17 protein-coding genes are annotated in these 16,631 nt (G+C 50.8%); 14 read left to right on the top strand and 3 right to left on the bottom strand.

The window, feature by feature from the left end:
* Positions 1 to 18: 18 nt before the first annotated feature.
* The 11 genes from IB245_RS19700 (at position 19) to IB245_RS19650 (ending at position 7,970) form a co-directional block, all read left to right on the top strand.
* Positions 19 to 939: a hypothetical protein gene (locus IB245_RS19700; protein WP_192228434.1), complete on the top strand. Its 921-nt coding sequence runs from the start codon at positions 19 to 21 to the stop codon at positions 937 to 939.
* A 78-nt stretch (positions 940 to 1,017) separates the two neighbouring features.
* On the top strand, positions 1,018 to 1,284 hold the full coding sequence (locus IB245_RS19695) for a helix-turn-helix transcriptional regulator (protein WP_192228433.1): 267 nt from the start codon (positions 1,018 to 1,020) through the stop codon (positions 1,282 to 1,284).
* Positions 1,281 to 1,889, top strand: coding sequence for a hypothetical protein (locus IB245_RS19690; RefSeq protein WP_192228432.1), 609 nt, complete (start codon positions 1,281 to 1,283; stop codon positions 1,887 to 1,889). The genes IB245_RS19695 and IB245_RS19690 overlap by 4 nt, the downstream gene beginning before the upstream one ends.
* Positions 1,886 to 2,227 carry a hypothetical protein gene (locus IB245_RS19685; protein ID WP_192228431.1) on the top strand — a complete coding sequence of 114 codons (342 nt, stop codon included), beginning with the start codon at positions 1,886 to 1,888 and terminating at the stop codon, positions 2,225 to 2,227. Before IB245_RS19690 ends, IB245_RS19685 begins: the two co-directional genes overlap by 4 nt.
* Positions 2,228 to 2,601: 374 nt before the next feature.
* Complete coding sequence (locus IB245_RS19680; RefSeq protein WP_192228430.1) at positions 2,602 to 2,760, top strand: hypothetical protein; 159 nt, start codon at positions 2,602 to 2,604, stop codon at positions 2,758 to 2,760.
* Complete coding sequence (locus tag IB245_RS19675) at positions 2,757 to 3,041, top strand: hypothetical protein (protein WP_192228429.1); 285 nt, start codon at positions 2,757 to 2,759, stop codon at positions 3,039 to 3,041. The genes IB245_RS19680 and IB245_RS19675 overlap by 4 nt, the downstream gene beginning before the upstream one ends.
* On the top strand, positions 3,038 to 3,310 hold the full coding sequence (locus IB245_RS19670) for a DUF3077 domain-containing protein (RefSeq protein WP_192228428.1): 273 nt from the start codon (positions 3,038 to 3,040) through the stop codon (positions 3,308 to 3,310). The genes IB245_RS19675 and IB245_RS19670 overlap by 4 nt, the downstream gene beginning before the upstream one ends.
* The gene (locus IB245_RS19665; protein ID WP_192228427.1) at positions 3,307 to 6,213 is read left to right on the top strand and encodes a DUF927 domain-containing protein; all 2,907 of its coding nucleotides are present in this window, start codon (positions 3,307 to 3,309) and stop codon (positions 6,211 to 6,213) included. The genes IB245_RS19670 and IB245_RS19665 overlap by 4 nt, the downstream gene beginning before the upstream one ends.
* A gap of 229 nt (positions 6,214 to 6,442) precedes the next feature.
* On the top strand, positions 6,443 to 7,285 hold the full coding sequence (locus IB245_RS19660; RefSeq protein WP_192228534.1) for a chromosome segregation protein SMC: 843 nt from the start codon (positions 6,443 to 6,445) through the stop codon (positions 7,283 to 7,285).
* A 65-nt stretch (positions 7,286 to 7,350) separates the two neighbouring features.
* Positions 7,351 to 7,539 carry a hypothetical protein gene (locus tag IB245_RS19655; protein WP_192228426.1) on the top strand — a complete coding sequence of 63 codons (189 nt, stop codon included), beginning with the start codon at positions 7,351 to 7,353 and terminating at the stop codon, positions 7,537 to 7,539.
* A 65-nt stretch (positions 7,540 to 7,604) separates the two neighbouring features.
* Entirely contained in the window at positions 7,605 to 7,970 is a 366-nt protein-coding gene (locus tag IB245_RS19650) for a histone-like nucleoid-structuring protein, MvaT/MvaU family (RefSeq protein ID WP_192228425.1), read from the top strand.
* A gap of 137 nt (positions 7,971 to 8,107) precedes the next feature.
* Here the strand turns inward: IB245_RS19650 and IB245_RS19645 are convergent, their stop codons facing one another.
* From IB245_RS19645 to IB245_RS19635, 3 genes are read right to left on the bottom strand one after another with little or no spacing between them, the layout of a single operon-like run.
* The gene (locus IB245_RS19645; protein ID WP_192228424.1) at positions 8,108 to 9,256 is read right to left on the bottom strand and encodes a nucleoside phosphorylase; all 1,149 of its coding nucleotides are present in this window, start codon (positions 9,254 to 9,256) and stop codon (positions 8,108 to 8,110) included.
* On the bottom strand, positions 9,253 to 9,702 hold the full coding sequence (locus IB245_RS19640) for a response regulator (protein WP_192228423.1): 450 nt from the start codon (positions 9,700 to 9,702) through the stop codon (positions 9,253 to 9,255). Before IB245_RS19640 ends, IB245_RS19645 begins: the two co-directional genes overlap by 4 nt.
* Positions 9,702 to 12,680 (bottom strand): hypothetical protein, encoded by a 2,979-nt coding sequence (locus tag IB245_RS19635; protein ID WP_192228422.1) that lies wholly within the window; start codon positions 12,678 to 12,680, stop codon positions 9,702 to 9,704. Before IB245_RS19635 ends, IB245_RS19640 begins: the two co-directional genes overlap by 1 nt.
* Positions 12,681 to 13,648: 968 nt before the next feature.
* Here IB245_RS19635 and IB245_RS29095 point away from each other — a divergent pair.
* The 3 genes from IB245_RS29095 (at position 13,649) to IB245_RS19620 (ending at position 16,512) form a co-directional block, all read left to right on the top strand.
* Entirely contained in the window at positions 13,649 to 14,560 is a 912-nt protein-coding gene (locus IB245_RS29095) for a hypothetical protein (RefSeq protein WP_225609937.1), read from the top strand.
* Between the two features lie 289 nt (positions 14,561 to 14,849).
* On the top strand, positions 14,850 to 15,179 hold the full coding sequence (locus IB245_RS19625) for a hypothetical protein (RefSeq protein ID WP_192228421.1): 330 nt from the start codon (positions 14,850 to 14,852) through the stop codon (positions 15,177 to 15,179).
* Between the two features lie 835 nt (positions 15,180 to 16,014).
* A complete protein-coding gene (locus tag IB245_RS19620; RefSeq protein WP_192228420.1) occupies positions 16,015 to 16,512 on the top strand; it encodes a hypothetical protein in 498 nt (165 codons plus the stop codon).
* The last annotated feature ends 119 nt before the right edge of the window (positions 16,513 to 16,631 follow it).

Here is a 16,631-nt window from a genome sequence, read left to right as displayed (position 1 = left end):
GGGGCCAAGGGGCGGTGTATGGACGATGAGAATATGCCGATTGGCCGACTGGAGATTGCTGGCTTAGATGTCAGTAATTTGCTGTGGGAGCAAGACGACATTGAACTGGCTGTGCGTGAGTTAGCGCTGTATTCGCCGTTTCGCGAGCATTTCAAAGAGGCGCTGGAACTAGCCAATTACGCCACCTCATTCTGGCTTGAGGATGGCCGTTATCCTGATCGAGCAGGATCGGTGGTCGCTACGGTGTTTAGACTCCGCGACGAGATCGAGGACGATGCCAGCTGCGCTGATGCAGGTTCATTACCGAGCGTCATTCGACAGACTCTTAGCATCGATCACGATGATGCGGACTCGCAACTCGTGGCGACTTATGCGCTGGTACAGAGTATTCAAGCTGTTCAGGTTCTTGCCAATTGGCTCTTTGAAACCGAACTCTACGTCTTCGACCTGGACGCAGACCTCATAGCCCAAATGCAAGCGACGGATCCCAAGAAATATTCCGAACTTGCCGAAAAGGAGCGTCTTAAGGATCCAGCCGGGGAAATTGACGCTCGTGAATCCTTCCGCGCATTTATGGGCGATGCCGACAAGGCGCTCATGCTAGCGAGTCTCTACAGACAAGTTGAGGACACCGACGTATCGAAGGGTAATTTCAAAGTGGCTAATTTTCTAAGTGAGGCGCTGAGTAAAGCATTTTCCGCCAAGGCCTCACAAAGAGGCGCAGCTGCGGGCAAGGCCAACAGAAAGCCCGAGTCGGTAAAGCAGCAGGATGCCGCGAAGCTTTTCGAGCGCATTCGCAGTGCGGCTGACCGTCACATTTCGGCCAATCCTACTATTTCAGAGCTAGACCTGAAAAAAGCTTTGGTGAAAAAAGAACGCATTGCCTCTGAGCCTACCGTCAAAAAATACCTGATCTTGGGTGGATACCTACCTCGATAATTTCAATCAAAAGCAAACCGTGTTTGCTTTTTTTTCCCTCTCTAGTCTGTGCCTGTCTCTCACCATATAGGCACGACTATGACAGCTTCCTTCCAAGCAATTGATACCAAATCCCCAGCTCGCGACCCCGCAACCACCCTCATTCGTATCAACGAAGTCATTGCGATGGTAGGCCTTGCTCGCCCCACCATTTACAAGCTCATGCAGCGCCCTGACTGCAACTTTCCCCTGCCCGTCAAATTGAGCAACAGCAACGCACGCGGCGCCCCTGTCGCCTGGGTTCTTTCCGAAGTGCAGGCATGGACACGCAGCCGAATCGAGGCGCGTGACCAGGTGGCCGCATGAAGCGCAACTACAGTCCATTCAAAGGGCCGTTTCTCGACTCCTACAGCATCGGATTTCGCCTCTATCAAACCGGCGCAATCAACTGGCGGCACCGCACGATTGCGGGTGTGAGCTGGAACGGGGAAGAACAAGAAGCCTTCTTTTTCAACCCTGATGGCCTGGTCCTTCCCCTTAAACCCAATCCGTGGGAATTGCCTGAACTGATCCGCCAAAACGCGGTACGCAGGGAGTTTTCCAGCATCCACGGCACCGGCCATTTCGCGATGAAAGAAGGTCGCCGCGCCGTGCTGAAATCGCTGGGTTTGACCAACTGGGTCACGTACTGGCTGGTCAATCAATCGACCGGATTCGCGAACGATCCGGCGGTTTGGCGACACATCACTGAACAGGATCTTGCCGAGGAAAAAACCGCAAGCGAACGGCTTCACCGTGAAATGAAGTTGACCTCGGACCTGTCCGGCTATGTGGATGAATGTCTGGCACAGCGGCGGGATCTGCTCGCGGTAGAACACCGCCGACGGTGCGCCGAGGACAGCAAGATCCTGGCTTGGCTCAAAGGCGAAACACCCCTGCCGCTGTTTGCCAACGTGCAGGAGGCAGCATGACCCCGACCTTTCTTCCCCACCAAGCATTGGATCTTGTCGGTGTACTTGAAGCCTCTCTGCCTTCTACCGCAGAGATCAAAGGTCGCCAGCGCTTGCTTGCCCTCCGCGATCAAGCGATCTCGGCCGGCGCTCAGGTGCTGATCGTGCTGTGGCATGACCTGGAGTGGACGCTGCTAGCGGTTCAGCCTCCCGCAGACGTGGTGATTCACGACGGTCGCCAGTTGATTCCCAACCTGCTGCGCAATCCCGAAGCGCTACAGCAGATGCGGCAAAGAGCTCGCCAAGGGAACCACTTGCAATGGCTCACCCTCGCTCGCCCCGCCACCACCCAGCACTAACGAAAACGCCCCCGGGAGCGATCCGGAGGCGTTGAGGTAAATCTACATGCCCGCACAATTTATTCCGTACCCGAATAATTCGCAAGATATACGCACGGTTGCACTTTCGAAAAGCGGACGTTACTCTCTGGCCGTCGCTGCAAATTCAGCGAACGGGTTTGACGGCCCGAGTACATACAGGCGCACAGGCGCCCCCATATCGATTGCAGGCGCTTTTTTTGTGCCCGCATTCCCGCTTTATGGTGGCTGTGCGTGGGAGACCTTCGGGTCTGCCGGGGTCCTGTATGCCCGGTCCGTCAACCTGCGCACAGCTGCCACCCCAATTCGTTTGACGGCGAACCGTGGCAGCTCCTCACATACAGGAGCTTCACCCCATGCACACCCTCAATCCGTCCAAAATTCGTGCCGCTGCGCATCGTGCAATGGCTCTCGCCGCTTTACACGCCAATTCCAGCCTCGCAACACGCCTCTCCCGTTACAACGCTCACATGGCCAAAGCCCGCGCGCTCGAAACCGCAGGCGGTGCCCAATGAACAAAGCCTTGAGTTTTGCCCTGCCTGAAGATCTGCTCTGTGTGAATCCGACCGCAGAAGCCGGTGTGCCCATTGACGCCATCACCTGCGCCATTGCTCGCGCCGACTCGGTGCTGACGCTACTTGAAGAACACTTCGAAAACGACTCTTCGCGGCTCGCTAATCACGTCATTGCTGCCGTTCTTTGGGACGTGCGCGGCACCCTTGGTTTGATTAAAACATTGACCTTGCACGGCGACTCCACCTCGACACCTGCAGTGCAGAAAGGTGGTGCGCTATGACCGTTTCCACCACTCCTGGCCACGCCACTTTTTCCCGCGTAAACGCCACCGACCTGAAGTTGTTCCGAGTCAATGCCGGTGTTCCGGTCAAAGATGCATTGGAAATGGTTTCGCAGCTTCAGCATCACGCCAACCAGCTCAACCTTGACGCTGCCATGAGCGACAACGGCGCGAGATTCAGTTGGCCAGCTTTGTACTTGGGCGAGATGGCCAAAGCGCTGATCGACGACATCAACGACGCACCGTTTCTGCCGAGGGCTGACACATGAGCCAACGCCAGAGCAACACAACAAAACGTCCGAGCTTCGCCGACGTTAAAATCGCCGCGCTGAAAGACATTGATCGTGTCCTGTCGCACTGGCTGCCCTACGGTAAGCGCGTCGACGGCGGCAAGGAATACACCGCTCCGAATCCAACCCGCAGCGATAAGCGCGCCGGCTCTCTCAAGATCAATTTGAGCAAGGGTACGTGGGCCGACTTCGCCACCGGCGACAAGGGCGGCGACTTGATTGATCTGGTGCGCTATTTGGACGGCGGCACCGACATCGAGGCCTGCAACAAACTGGCAGACTTGCTCAACGTATCGCCCGGCGGCGCCCAGGCGAAGACAGCGCCTGCAAAGACAAAAGCACCTGAGTGGATTGCCATTCAACCGATCCCGGCTGAGGCCATGAACAAGTGCCCGGCCAAGCATCGGCAGCACGGCGCACCATCCAAGGTGTGGGTTTACCGTGATGCGCAAGGCCAGCCGCTTATGGCGCTCTACCGCTTCGACCTCACTCCCGATGAGGACGGCAAGCCGAAGAAAGTCTTTGCACCACTCACATGGTGCCAGCGCGCCGATGGCCAAACTAGGCAATGGCGCTGGCAGGGGCTGCCCGATCCACGTCCGCTATTTCGACTGGATGAACTGGCTCAGCGCAGTGACGCACCGGTAGTTTTGTGCGAAGGCGAGAAAGCTGCCGACGCTGCCGCCGAACTGCTGCTGAACCACGTGGCCACCTGCTGGCCGAACGGTTCCAACTCTTGGCACAAAGCCGACCTGACACCGCTCAAAGGGCGCGACGTGCTGTTGTGGCCTGACAACGACGACAGCGGCAAAGGCTGCATGGAAACCGTCGCCGAGAAGCTGCGCGAAATCGGCGCTGCCTCGGTTCGGGTCATCGCGTTGGAGGTGCTCAAACGTAAGCCCACGATGAAGAATGACCGCGCCGCTTTCGCCAAAGGTGGTCAATGGGATGACGGTGATGACGCTGCTGATGCTCTCATCAAAAAATGGACAGCCGCCCATTTCGCCGAGCTGCAAAGCAGCGGCGAGCTGTATGGCTTGGTCGAGGAAAAACCAGCAACGGAGCAGCCTGAAGCCAAGCTGGAAGCGAAGACGAAACCAGCAGCCAAGCGCCCGACAAAATCGAAAAACGATCTAATGCCCGGCGGCTTCCGGCTCACGTCCGAAGGTGTGTTTTATGCCGGTGACGACGGTGAGGCACGTCCGGTGTGTTCGCCACTGGAGATCCTCGCCCGTACTCGCGACGACAAAGGTCAGAACTGGGGATTGTTGGTTGAATTCGACGATCCCGACGGTGCCAAGAAACGCTGGAACATTCCGGCGCGCACCATGACCGGTGACTTCGGCAAAGACGTGCTCGGTCCGCTGGTGGACATGGGTCTGCGCCTCGCAGGAAGTCGTTCAGGACGCAATGCACGTAATGACCTGCAGAGTTATCTCGGCGGCTTCGACAGCGCCCAACGGGCACGACTGGTCACGCGCTTGGGTTGGCACGACAGCGCCTTTCTGCTGCCCGAGCAGCAGGTCGGCGCGCACAGCGAACACCTGCACTTCTACGAGGCCGGCTCGCAACTTCCGCCGATCAGCGAAGCGGGCACGCTTGAGCAGTGGCAGGAGCAGATTGGCGCGCTGTGCATCGGTAATCATCGTTTGGCATTTGTCGTCGGCGTGGCCTTCGCAGGGCCGCTGCTGCACATGCTTGGCCATGAGTCGGGCGGCTTTCACCTGTATGGCGACAGCTCCGGCGGCAAGACCACACATTTGCAGGTCGCCGCTTCGATTTACGGCGGGCCGCGTCTGGTGCGTTCGTGGCGTTCCACGGACAACGCGCTGGAGTCCATCGCCGCCGCGCATTCCGACGGCCTTCTGGTTTTGGATGAAATCGGCATGTGCGACCCGCGCATTATCGGCGAGACGGTTTACATGCTCGGCAACGGCACCGGCAAGGCACGCGCCAACGATCGAGGCCAAGCTGGCCGACAGGTACAGGAGTGGCGCCTGCTTTTTCTCTCCACCGGGGAGAAAACATTGGCCCAGCACATGGCCGAAGCGAACAAGGAACTGAAAGCGGGCATGGAAGTGCGCATGCTTGCCGTTCCTGCCGATGCCAGCAAAGGCCTCGGCATGTTTGATGCGCTCAATGGTTTTGAAGATGCGGCGGCACTGTCCAACGCGCTTAAGGCACGTGTCGCAAAGTACTACGGCACACCGCTCACGGCCTTCCTGACGGCGCTATGTGAGCCCGGCCAGCGTCATGGTTGGTCCGCCATCCTGCGCCGCACGCTGGAAGGTTTTATCGCCCAGTCGTTACCGGCGTCGGCCAGTGGACAAGCGCACCGTGCCGCCGCTCGCTTCGGTCTCGCCGCCGCAGCGGGCGAGCTGGCCACAGCGATGGGGATCACCGGCTGGCCCGACGGAACCGCCACCACCGCTGCTCGCGTGTGCCTCAACGCATGGATGAACGAGCGTGGCGGCGCCGGTAACTTCGAGGGGGACGCGATCTTGGCGCGGCTGCGCCAGGTCATCGAGCGCTTCGGTGAAAGCCGCTTCACTCGCTGGGAATCAGCAGCGGCAAAAATTGATGAACACGGTCCGCGCACCATCGACCGCCTCGGCTTTCGTAAAACGTTGGAGCACGGCATGGGCGACACCATGCACACCACCAACACCTATTACGTGCTTCCCGAGGCGTGGCGCTCCGAGATCTTCCGGGGCATGAACATCAACGCGGTGAACAAGGAGCTGCTGCAGCGTGGCGTGCTGGAACCGGCCAGCGACGGTAAGGCATCGAGTCTGGTCCGGTTACCCGGCCTCGGCCCGCAACGCTGCTACATCGTAAAGACGATTCCGGGAACGGATGAGAGCGAGGCTCGGGCTGCCTGAGGGCATCTCTGCTGATCGAGGTAGCGCCGGCTAATTCCCGGCCTCGCCAGCCGCTCATTCAACCCAAACCCAATTTGAAGGAACAAGAAAGATGAACGAATTCCAAGCCTCTACCGAACAACGCGAACTGCTGGCCAGCGAACTGGGCTGCAGCGAGACCACCGTGCTCGCACCGCCGAATTCGGGTAGCACTCACGCGACCGCTAGCTGCGAGAAGAAGCAACGGTTGATCGATGAGATCGACCAACTGACCACCCGCCGAGATAAATACCTGAGGGCGGCTGAAGAGCACTACGCCGAGATGGCACCGTTGGAAGCCTTACTGGAGGGCGACGAAGAATTAGACGCGAATCGTCTGCGTGTAATCCGCAGTGAGTACAACACGCTGAAACTTCCGTACGACTCCAGTAAACACCATGCCTGGCTCTTAGATGCACAGATCACTCGACGCGAGCAACTGCTCAATCACGAAACCTTGATGGCCGGTTACACCGAATCGATGTCGAACTGGAAAGCCGACGAGCAGGAGCTCAACGAAAAACGCGAGAGCCTCAGCACCCGTTTGGAGCAGATCCAGCAGCAAGCGGTAGAAGACCTGGCCAAGGCCCGGCAAGCCGAAACCGATGCAGCCACCGCGTACGCCCAGGCAGTGGCTTGGGGCGACACCGAGGGCGAAAAGAACGCCAATACAGACGCGCAAAAGGCTGCGAAAAACCTTGCGACTGCCATCGAGCACAATCGTCGCCAGCACCTCATCATTGCCGCGCTGGAGCAGGAGCTGGCCATCGTCGACCAGCACATTGCCGAGGCGCAAAGGGAACACCTTGCCATCCAGAGAACAGCCTTGTTGCTGGCCGAAAAGGTATTGGAAGAGCAGTGGAACGAAAAAGCTCAGGCACTGATGGATATGGGCGCCAAGCTGTGGGCTGCCCAACGTTTGCTGGGTGGCGATCAACTCAGCCTGAGAAGGTTGGTGCTGCCTAAAGAAGGTGAAGGCTTCGACACATGGGGCAGTCGAGAGCTTTCGGAGCGATCCGGCCTGTACAGCGTACAAGACATTCTCTCGCTGTGACGCACTGAGCCACCTGAAACAGCCTGCGCACGCGGGCTGTTTATAACTCCAATAGGACGAATACCATGATCAATCAAATCCAAAGCAGCTCGAGCTGGAGCGACACCTTGAAAGCGCGCAAAGAGCATTTGACCGCTTTGCTGAAAATTGTCGACATCAAAACCGTAAAGACCACAACGGTCCAGGCACTCACCATCAATCTGATCAAGGAAGAAATGAGCTACGTGGAAAGCAAGTTGAAGGGCCGGTCATAACGTTAAACTTGTCAGCTGTAATACTATTCACATAAATATCTTCAAAACACCCATCGGGATGACCCATGTCCAAACTTGCCGAATATCGCCAGCTTGAAAAACACCTTGCCGAACAGCTCCAAGCTCTGGAAGCGCTGAAGGGCGACAGTGCTTTGAAGAAAGAAATTGAGTTTGAGAAAAAACTTCGCGAGCTGCTAAAGCAATATGGTTTCAGCCTGAAGCACATCATAAATCTGATAGATCCGCAGAGCACCAAGCGCGGTACAGCTTCGACCGCTACGCCAGGCACTCGTAAACCGCGTGCGCTAAAGACATACAAGAATCCGCACACTGGCGAAGTCGTAGAGACCAAGGGCGCCAATCACAAAACGTTGAAAGAGTGGAAATCAGAGTACACTTCTGATGTAGTCGAGAGTTGGCTGACCAAATAAAGACCAATCGTAAAAAGGCCTCCAAGAGGCCTTTTTTCAATTTTATTTTACCACTCTAGTATCTTGAAAAAACCATGCGTTAACTTCGAGAGACAAACCAATTCCCCTCTCAGCTTAATTTTTCCTAAGACGCTTTTTTATGCCTGCTTTGGCGAGAAAAAAACTTTTATGGCCTTCAAAACAAATTTCGCAGAGACAAAGGAACCATAATTGTGAATTGAATCATTTTTTCTATCATCGCACAAATCCACGACTGTTTTAGCACATATACACACGGGCTTACTCACAGAAAGTTCTGCAGCTCGCTGCACCGCAAAAACCTCCATATCTAGCCCGTTGACTTTTCTATGAAATCGCTCAATCTGCATCAGATAATCTTTGTCAGCGATTACAGCTGATCCACTAGTGAATACAGCTAGAGCCGGCTCCGACGCATCGGTAGGCCGCGTACCTCGATGCCCATGTTCCAACTCTACAATCAAATTTTCATCGTCAAGAATTTCTTGTAGCTGAGTAATAAAATTGGCGTCAGTTGATACCTGATATGGCTCATTCTGAAAACCATCCGTGGACCATTTACCGCTTTGATACTCATAAACCATCCTTGAGATCAATAGCTGCCCTAGTTCCGCCCTCTTACTAAAACCGCCACATATACCGCTCATACCGATGATTTTTGGCCTATACCGGTCAATGCAAGTAGCGGCAACTATCGCTGCGTTAACCAAGCCCATCTGAGGCAAAAGAACAACAGATCCTTTTCTGCCTTCTAACTCGAAGTCCCAGCAACTTACACCACCTCTATTAACCTGCTTTCCATCAGCCAACACCACATATGGTTTCCTCTCCTCATGCAGTGCGCAGAAAATCAGGAAATCCATCCGCACATTCTTTTTCAACTGAGTTAGCAAATGATTCAGAGTCGACTTCCAGCCTGGAACATTTCTATAGTCAGCCAAAATGCAACCTTGGGCTTCAAAATCAGCGCGCACCTCTGGAAAGTCGTCCGGGTAAGAGCTGATAGCCAGTAACAGCGCATCATTTTTACCTGCTTTAACTATAGCTTCAAGGATTGCCTTACCATTTGCTATCGCACTGCCATTGTCAAAACTTGGAAGCTTAAAGTCTATTATAAACAACCCAAACTCCTGAGAGTTCAAGTGCGCAGCAAAATCCGTCATATTTTTTGCGCGCACTACATCACTTACAGAAACGCCCCTTTCTAATAAGTGATCATTAATCGCCCGCGACTTAGCGTCATCATCTTCAATAAGCAATATTTTCATGCGCACAACCTCAAAAGCGATGTAATTTTTTGTAATGTCGGCTTCGACTTGTAGGTGTAAAGCACCGCACCTATTACATTCTGACTATACTTTACCCTAATGACATCTATTGAGTTTTTCAGCTTAACCTTTACACCACCGATAAAAAAATCTGGATACTGAGTAACAATCAAAATATTAGCTTTTTTTCGATACGCCTTTAATGCTCGCAGCACTTCTACGCCACCTTGCGCTTGGTCGTGGCCCTTTTTCTTATCGTCAGAATTCTCCCCAAATGTAGAAAGCGCAATATCCAATATAATGAGATCATAATCTACAGCTTTAACTTTCAACACAGCACTGCTTACGCTATCAACTATATCTGGTAAAAATCCAAAAACTTCATTGACGCAACCGTTGATCTCGTCACGCTTATGAACCTCATCCTCAACTAATAAGATATTCATTAAACACTCCCAGCGACCGCATCATCACTCACAGTTTCAGAATGCAATGTAAAGCCTAACTTTAACTCTCTACACTCATCATTCTCCACACACCTTACAGTATGTTTTGTTTCACTTTTCTGAGTAATGAATTTTACTTTCTTTATTCCCGTATATCCTTCAGTCACCATATCGTTTCCATTCTCGACCGAGCGTATTGCTTTTTTAATCCGCTCCTTGGAATTCTGATATTCGCCCGGAGACACCGTTGAAGCAATATCGACTGAAACGATATCTAGAATATCGTTGCTATCGGCCTTAATTGCGGAAACATTCACAATCACGGGAGCACCGTCTTCACCGTGTATAACCGCATTTTGCAAAAGCACTGCGATGCAGTCATATAGTCTATGGACGCTGATGCCTGTGTACTTATTCTCTAAACCATCACCTGTGTACTCCACCGACTTCGGCCGATTTAAGTCATAGAGAATAATTTCACAAAGCTCACGTACCGAGGCAGAAATAAACCCCGTCTGAGGAACCCGAAACCAGTCAGCTACTTTTTTGAAAACACCACTAACCGCTTCATGAAGTTCGATTTTTATTTGTTCTTCTATACTGCCAAAAGCGCCAGAAAAATGCTTACCAATACTACTGGTAGCTTCCTGCAGCAGCTCTGTTTTAATAAATCTGGCCGCATTTTCGAGCTGCGGAGATATTTGCTTCCAACAAAAAGAAATAACAAGATCGTTTAAAAGCTGGCTACCTGCAACGCGCAAGCTACTAGATAATATTCTAATATTTTCCCGCGTTGCAGAATCTTCTACGTTCATATTTGAATTAAATAACGACGTAGGTGATTTAAATTGAAGATGTTCCCGCCTTAACTTCTCTACGATCGCTTTATATTGCCCCATCCAAGCACTGACTGTTCGTTTCATCCCTGGACTAGTCATTAACATTCTGTATTCAGGCTTGTTGAAAACTGCATCTACCGTCTCAGTAGTGACGCCATCTAAGGTATTATGCCTAATGCGCCTACCAAGATAAGATTCAATTCCAAACTCTGTATTCAGACAAAATTGTTCAAATGCATCTTTAGCAATTTGGGAGATGAGATGTTCGCTTTGATCACTCAGCGTTATGAAATATACATCTTTACTTTCACCTTTTTCGTATTCAACGGTACGCACCGTAGCTTGAATACTTGGATACAGCGTCCGAAACTGCTCAGTAGATACCGATGGATTACCATCGAGCCATTTACTCATAGCCAAGCTATCAACATACATTCGGCTGTTATCAAAATATTTTTGCAACGTTGCTAACTTAGACCGCGTTTCAATAGCATTGGCTTCGATGAGATATTCAATTCGATTGAGTTTTTTGCCAATAAGTGAAAGGATGTCACGTCTAATCTCTGCTGCCTGGGACGCATTTTTTACAATCTCATACATTTTCTCAAGCGTAACTTCATCTAATGACTCAACAATATAGCAGGCTATTTGTGGAGAATCGCTAAGAAGTTCATCGATGAAGCTTACTATCGATCCATCATACAGCGACTGAACATAAGCAATAAAATCTGTACGAAACTCAAAATCCACATCTGGATCAATTGATTTTTTTCGAAATAGTGCCAGAGACAGAACAGCAATTATATTCTGACTTCCCTCAGGTACGATCCCATAGACCGACCTCATCTCTGGCTCGGTTAGGAGGATTTCTAAACCTGACGTATTTTCAAAAATGAATTTTATATCGCCTTCTTCCAGCGCTAGTAAATTTATTCGCTCAGTTATAAACCTCATGAATAAAAAAGTCCGATAAAAGGCATCCAGCTTTATATTAGGCGTAGTCGATAGGTTTGTACCGTCCACCTTAAGCAAAAGATCTTTATCTATAAACGAGTCATCACCAATAACGAAGGTTTGATCAAGAATTTCATTTAAAAGCCTAGCTCCGATCACCCGATCTAGTTCATTCCTAAATTTCGTTAGATGGGTGCGCTCTAGAAAAGCAGCTGAAATTCGATATAAATCCAACGTACTTACTGCCCCATCTTCATCATCACGCATATAATGCTGCGTCACTAGCAGGTCATCGCTGCCTTCACATGCGTGCCTTATTACAACTCTGATCCCTTCTAGCACTTCAGGTTCTAATCGACTCTTGAGCTCAGATACCTGGGCTAAGAAAATCTCTTCAAGATTTAAAAGAATCATAATCGAGTGAAGCGTATCAATTAGAGACGACTCCGTAGCTCGCAAAAGGAAACCGGATAAATCTTTGCCGTCTAGCGGGGTTGGTATGAAATTGCTTAACGAATACGACTTCCTAATATCCCCATCCACTTTCCCGACAAGACCGCTTACACGTCTTTGAGCAATCAAAAACAAAGAGATTCTAGGACTTAAGTTTTCAAGCGCGCTAAAGTGAAACCCCGGCTTATCACGATGCGCAAACTCTACCTCAATATCATTTATTCTCGCTAATTGAGGGGGAGAAAACTTTCTAGTACTTCTCAAATAAGCTAGCTTATAAGACAAAAAGTTTGATGCACCATAGACCTTGCTTATCTCATAGATAACTTCCAAAGCAGCATCAGTTTCTAGAACTTCCACCTGGGCCAACGGAAGCATCAACTTTAACGCTTGCAGAGCATCCAACCCTATGGAGTTAACGTAGCCACACGTATATCTTATTTCGTCTCGCCAGTGCAGCGCTGTAAACCTCGTAAACATAAAAAGATTCGAGCTAGTCTTTTTCTTATCATCTTCTAACAGCCCACCAGTGCCTTTGAGAAGAGCACCAATGACCATCATATCGCTAACGTTATTTTCTTTTCGAACGGAATCAATTTCAGACCTACTTCTCAATTCCTGAGAAATATAACCGCGCACTAAATTTCTTTTTTGCAACGACTTAACGCTGGAGATTAATCGATGAACTTGAGCCGAGCGCCCCATATTCGAAGAAAAAAGCTTACGAGACATATATTCCGCTCCTGCGTTTATAATTATAAAGCCTCAACGGCCTGTTACAATTCAGGCTCTCCCCATCAAAACAATTTGATGCACGCCTTACACGATCAACTGTTCGTGCAACCCATGTAACCTGCACAGCATCATGGCTTTATGCGCAATACCATTCTCGTGACAATAACCTGACCCGAGCTCTTTCCACAACCCTACTCAGGATAAGTTTAGAAGGAGCGATACCATTCGCTCATGGAGCTGCGAGATAGATCGGTTTTGTTTCAGTAGGATTGGTTTGCATCCATCAGTCTTACGCGATAGTCGCTTTGAGACTAAGGTCGAATATGCGCAAGGCAAACCATGCGATTGATACCCGACAGTCTCTCATGTAATTGAACAAATTCATTTCGGATGAAAACGCCTCTAATCACATCGTTCCGTTACACCTACCGGTTCAGTAACACCGACATAACGGAGGCGCCAGAGCCAATGTAACTGTAAATTTATCCTTTAAATACATATAGTTACAACGAACCGTAACACGCGTAACACACGTAACGTCACTTTTTAGGTGGGTGCGGTTCCCCGCCCCCCTTGAAGTGCAATTCCTCCAGCGTAGGGACCCAGAACGTGCGGGGGCCCCTGAAACAATCTCGAATATACGGGGTCGGAAACCCGCGGGATCTTGTCAGCGGGAGAACTCCCAGCTTAGTGAACAGGTGAACCCGGTGAACTGCCTGTTCACCTGTGCATTTGCCCTACGAAATGACCGATCAGAGGTCACCGTTACCGTTCCGGTAAATATGCCCTCTTCTCTTCAAGAACCTTTCAATTTCAACGTTTGAATTTCAGTAAGCTGGAGTACCTTCCGCTACCAAAGCCCCGCGGGTTTCCGACCCCGTACCTACCGGTTCTCCGTAGGGGCCCCCGGCATTTTCTGCTCGTCCAGCACGGTGGTACGCTAAAGCTCAACCTAAGGAGAGGCTATGGAATCGGCGCGCGACAGAAAAACCATGGAAATCGTTGAAGCTGAGGATCTCTGGCTTTTGCCGGAGGTGGACACCTACGGCTACATCTGTAGAGGCTGCGAACTCGATGTATTCCCCGCCTCTTATCAAAAAACTAATCTGCAGCGGCCTCATTTTCGAAGTGCTCGCGGAAAAGACCACTTTGAAGGGTGTGATATCGAGGGGGAAAAGAAAACAGTATCCAAAGGGAAGACAGGAAGCGTCCGCAAAGAACTGGAGACAAGTGCGGCATTGTCCCCTGCACGTTTAAAACTCCGAAACGAACGGACTGTCGTCGACATCGACCTCCCTCCCTCTGCTGCCCAGACGACTAGCGTCAGCAAAAGTCGATCAGGGGATGTAGGTGAAGAAAGGCCGAAGGGACGACGATCAGCCAACAGCATCCGCCCGATCTGCAGAGCGTTTATCGACTTTCCTTATGATCGGGATTTGTCACTTGAAGTGCCTGGTATCGATGACACGACGTACCAATACGCTTTCAAAAAGCTCCGTGGCGAGGGGATAGAAACCTTCACTCGATCTAAAATTTTCTACGCAGAGCTTCACTGGAGCAAACCCGAAGAAGAGGGGGATTTTCTTTACATCAACCTGTCCGCAGGTGAGTGGGTCAAAGATCCTCCCAAACTAGTCCGGCCTTACAGAATCCGGGTCTGCCGGGAAGGTTGGTCGAAGGCAAAACGCACAGTTGTGCGCAATGAAATCGACGTGCTCCGTGAAGAGGGTATTGAGGCGAAAAAGAAAAATAGCAAAGAACGGCCATGGGTTTTCTTCATCGGCGAACAGGATGAGAAAGACCTCGCAATCTTCAACGTGTCCGATCACCGGTTGGTCTGTGGCCTGCTCGGAACAATTACTTATCCCAAGCGCTAGTAGTAGACTTACCGTAGCTTGATGACTTCCAAGGGAAGCCAGTAGGAAGCAGCGTGTATCCCTACTTGTATCCCTGAATGAATAATCACTCTGCAGGGCACGGATTATATAGGTTGCGCGAGTCTCCCTCGGGCACCAAAATTAAGAAAGGTCTTGCATTGCAAGGCCTTTTTTTTCGCCTGCGATAAAGTGATTGGCCCCCGCCGACCTGTAGGAGCTGGCTTGCTGGCGATGCTTTTGATCTTCTCGCTTGTTTCGGCGGGCACGACAATTCTCAAGGATTCATCCCATGGAACTGCTGCTGGAAACTGTTGCTTTGTTCTGTCTCAAGCTGGCTTATGAGACGGAGGGGTCGAGTCCGATTCTGCGGGATGATCCGATCATGAGTGATTATGAGCGGGAGGTGTTTGGGTTGTTGGTGCGGCGGGGGGATGTTGAGGCGATTCATCTGAAGGTAGATGAGTGCATGGGGTTGGCACTGGAAGCGATCGGTGGTGTGGATAAGCCGTTGGGGCGGGAATTGCAGAGGCTGGCGACTAAATTTGCCAATATTGAGACGATGGAACAGCTTGATGCCCCGCTCATTGCGCTCAAGGATTATCTGAAAGATATCCAATGAATGAAGGTGGGCGACCTAAAAAGCGGGGATGCCCATTGGCCGGACCGAAATTGGTCGCCATGTTTTATACAAAAATAAATCCGCCCCAATTTTTCACGTCCTCCCCCCCCCCTGTTTTCTACCGTCTACCAGCGTTAGCCAAGTTCGCTTCCGACCCTGGCTGTGTAAAAACACATGCATTGTTTTAAAGTCTGCGCTGCTACATAAAATCTGCCAGCGTTTGGTTAATCTGCAGACGCAAAAATTGCGTATGAGCGCGATTTTCGTTCCGATTCCGACCGTCAATCTTGTCCTGAAACGTTTTTACAGAGCCTCGACCAATAGCGAATGCTCCAACCTTTGCTGAGCGCCCTTGTGCAATCCCACGACAGCCACACCGTCTTGCGTGACTAAGCTTTTAAAACTCACTAATGACCGGATCGACGAACAGATGGGCCATGCCAACGGCAACATGATCCGCCAGCACTATGGGACATGGATCCATGAGGACCGACCGGATGCTGTGAGGATGTTGCAGTTAGCTCTGAAGCTTTAAAGCTCAGCAGCAATCGGCCAAAAGCGACCCTCTACAACCTTCAGCGACACCAATCACGGGTGAGATTTTTTGTCGAGCATATGCATTGAAAATGCAGCTGGGTGATTTGAGGCGCTCGTTTTCTCCCATCAAATATGCCACTATTTTGCCATCTAGCGTCTTTTACGAGGTAGGTGGAGCAGCACAATCAGATCAGCCGTCGGATCTGTAGAATCCACAAGGAACGTTAGAACATAGCTGAAGAAAGCAAGATAGCGACATAGAGAGCTAAAGCACTCCTCTGATTAAATGGACGTTCAAGTGAACTTAAAAAGCTTTCAAGCGAATCTGGACTTGGCAATAGAGCGAAATGAGCTACTCGATTTTTGCAGAAAGCATGTCCTTCACGGCATACCGTTCGTTTTCAAGGACAGACCAGATGAATATTACGACTTCAAGAAGATCATAACAAATGAGTTTGAGATCTCTTTTCACGAGGTCTACATAACCGGCTCGGGAAAATTAGGTTTCAGCCCGCACAAAGGCACAACATTTGATTATGACTCTGATATCGATGTAGCAATTATATCCTCAAAGCTCTTCGATAGCATAATGGGAATGATTTCCACATATCAAATGCAAATCCGAAAAAATAGGCGCGTCATCCGGGATGCTGAACTCTCAATGTATCACGAGTTTCTAGAGTATTCTGCAATGGGCTGGATAAGACCAGATAAGCTACCGATATCGTTCCAAATGGACGTATTGAAACAGGCTTGGTTTCGTTTCTTTGAGTCTATCTCCTATAACAAATTGTAGTGGTCTAATGAAACCGGACACCCATTTAGGCGAGAATGCTCGCCAGATCGAGGTGTCAGATGACCAAACAACGCCGCTCCTTTACTCCTGAATTCAAGCGCGAGGCTGCCGACCTTGTG

The sequence above is a fragment of the Pseudomonas sp. PDM02 genome (assembly GCF_014852285.1).
Lineage (GTDB): Bacteria > Pseudomonadota > Gammaproteobacteria > Pseudomonadales > Pseudomonadaceae > Aquipseudomonas > Aquipseudomonas migulae.
Note: the sequence above shows the minus strand (reverse complement) of the source record. Positions and strands in the feature narration are given on the sequence as shown.